Genomic DNA, 2,802 nt, shown 5'->3' with positions numbered 1-2,802 from the left:
ATAAAAACACAACAGAGATTACAATAATAAAATAATGCAATGCAATTGCAGTATTTTTAAACTTTTCATATATTAAATATGAAAAAATACCAACTATAAAAAACTCAATTTTATTAGGCAAGAAAGACGGATAACTATAGAAATACCTGATAAAAGTCATAAAAACAGCTACAACAACAAAAAATGTTGTAAGTCTACAAGCAATTTTGTTTTTAAAAATAACGCCAATAATAAAAGGGGCAATTAAGTAAAACTGCCACTCTAGTGATATGCTCCACGCGGGACCATTAATCGAATATGAAGAGTAAGGTAGAATAAAATCTAAAACACCGTGCATCATACTCATATGAGCAATTATATGAGTATAAATATTACTGCGTGATGCATCTAAATATTCTAACCTGGTAAAATTCTGCTTAATTTCCCATGGTAAAGTTTCTAGTGCTGAGATAGAAACATTTATGAGTAGTGCAGCAAAAATCGTAGTTACAAACAATATAGGAAATATTCTAAAAAATCTGGATTTTATATAATCTATATAAGTATAAGTATTAGCCAGATACTGCTTATTTAATGTTAGAGTAATAACAAAGCCACTAAGAATTATAAATACATCTACAGCAAGACCTCCACTAAGGAATAATTTATAGAATAAATTGGCACTATCACGATCAATTCCAGCAGAAGGAAGAGCATGACTGACGAACACCCATAAGGCCATAGCGCCTCTAAGTGATTCTAGCTGTGTTAATTTCAAAGTAACTCCTGTTTATTTTAAATCATAAAATTTGTTGTTAAACGTACTATCCCATCGAATTAAGAGCGTTCAAAATAATAATCAAAATATCGCTATAGTCGAAAATCCAAACTCGCTTTAAATACATAATTAACTAAAAATCAACCCTTCGGGCTCACTGACTATTTTAGTTACAAGATAAAAAGACATATTGCTAATTAAGAGGACACAAAAGCTAATCAGATATAATTATATAGTCTTAAATTAAAAAGAAAAAAATGTCAAAATATAAACATCATCCAGTTATTTAAAAGATCATCTTGCTTTATAATACTCTAGAACGGGAATTTCGCGCTATCAGCTATTCTATAGAGGCAGTGTTTATGTTTTTCTCATCTTGGGGCTGTCATATAGTCACATGACTTCTTTATTTACACCGACTATATCTAAGAAACACTTTCTAAACCAAAGGTGATTCCCTAATAGTTTCTTAAATTATATGGAAGTTATTCTTCGAGCCTTATCATTACTTGGCCGGCTAACACCCTACAAAGAGCTAAAAACAACTCATAAGGTGATACCAACCCCAATAATTAGATGCAATTATAATTATTGTACTATTAATAAATTAATGATTCTACTCTTTAAAACTATCAACATTTTTATACATTTTATATCTTAAATATAAATTTGAAATAACTGCTTTAAATAAATACTTCCCCTTTGAATCCCCCCCTAAACCATGAACTAAGCGACAATCTTCCAATAATTCTATTTTATTACCTTGTTTTCTAACTCTATCACAAAGCTCTGTATCTTCTGCATACATAGGAAATCTAATATCAAAACCACCAATCTCATAAAAAAAGCTCTTATTCAACAATATTGCTGCGCCAAAGTACCAATAACTACCTTTTGGTGATTCAGATTTAGCCCCAAACAAACTAAAAATAGTGGTCTTTGCTTGGTTAATTAAGCTAGGTTTAGCCTTGCCGTGTACCTGATAAGTTAAATCAGGATTCAACAAACTCGGGTAAAAAAGCCCCTTAGGCAAAGGAGCCTCCTTTTTAAAGAATTCAAACATACTGTTATCAATTAACTGTATATCAGGGTTTATAATTGCAATGTGCTCATGACTAGCAAGAGAAACACCAATATTATTATTGATTGAGAATGAAAATGGTGCGATATTTTTCACTAGCTTGAAATTAACAACCCCCAAAGACAGAAGTAACTCATCTGTAAAAAAAGAAGAATTTAGATTGTCAATCAAAATGAATTCAAAATCCTCGGGAGAGCTAAACTTAACGAGTGAAGAAATTAAGTCACTTACCATATCATTGTGACCGTGTGAAACTGTAACAATACTAAGCATTATCTATAAAACCTAAAATATTATCTCGATAAACAGGAAAATCGTATGAACTTGCAGATGAAATAGCGTTACTAGAAAGCTTAGCGTAATCCTCGCCTTCATAAGATAAAGCTAATTTAATCTTATTACCTAAATCAACACTATCACCAGAAAAAAAAGTAAAACCGTTATGCATAGTTACTAACTCAGGATATGCACCAACGTCACTCGCGATAATAGGAACACCAACCGACAAACACTCTAAAACGGAGAGTCCAAACGTCTCAGGCAATATTGATGGAGCGACCATAAAATCACATTTTCTAACAATATCAAGCGGTTTAATTGAAAAACCATGCTCAATCACGATGTTTTTATTTAGCTTTAAATTATCTATAAGAGTGCTATATTCGTGTTCAAATAAAACATCATTTGATAACTTATCTCCGATCAAATGCAATTCAAAAGGTTCTCTTATACTCTCATTAAGAGCAGTTAGTAGTGTGATAATGCCCTTCCTAGCACTAATTCGTCCTAAATATCCAATCTTAGTAATTCCTTTATTGCGTTTTTTTACCGCCACTTTTGGTAAGTAAATACAATCAGGTATCACAGGAGAATCTAACCTACTAAACATTGAACTAGTATAATGAGAGTTACTAACCACATGATCACAAAATAATTTAAGATACCTTTCATATAAGGAAAAAAA

3 protein-coding genes are annotated in these 2,802 nt (G+C 31.3%); all 3 read right to left on the bottom strand.

The window, feature by feature from the left end:
• Nucleotides 1–757 (bottom strand): acyltransferase (locus tag F0226_RS22155; protein WP_171737655.1); only part of this gene is annotated, 757 nt, incomplete at its 3' end.
• Nucleotides 758–1,373: 616 nt separating this feature from the next.
• A complete protein-coding gene (locus F0226_RS22150; protein WP_171737654.1) occupies nt 1,374–2,111 on the bottom strand; it encodes a galactosyltransferase-related protein in 738 nt (245 codons plus the stop codon).
• On the bottom strand, nt 2,104–2,802 hold a 699-nt coding region (locus tag F0226_RS22145; protein WP_216606702.1), incomplete at its 5' end, for a glycosyltransferase. The genes F0226_RS22145 and F0226_RS22150, both read right to left, overlap by 8 nt.

Source organism: Vibrio sp. 99-70-13A1, from assembly GCF_013114625.1.
Classification (GTDB): Bacteria; Pseudomonadota; Gammaproteobacteria; order Enterobacterales; family Vibrionaceae; genus Vibrio.
The sequence above is the reverse complement of the archived record's forward strand: the minus strand, read 5'-3'. Positions and strand labels throughout refer to the sequence as shown.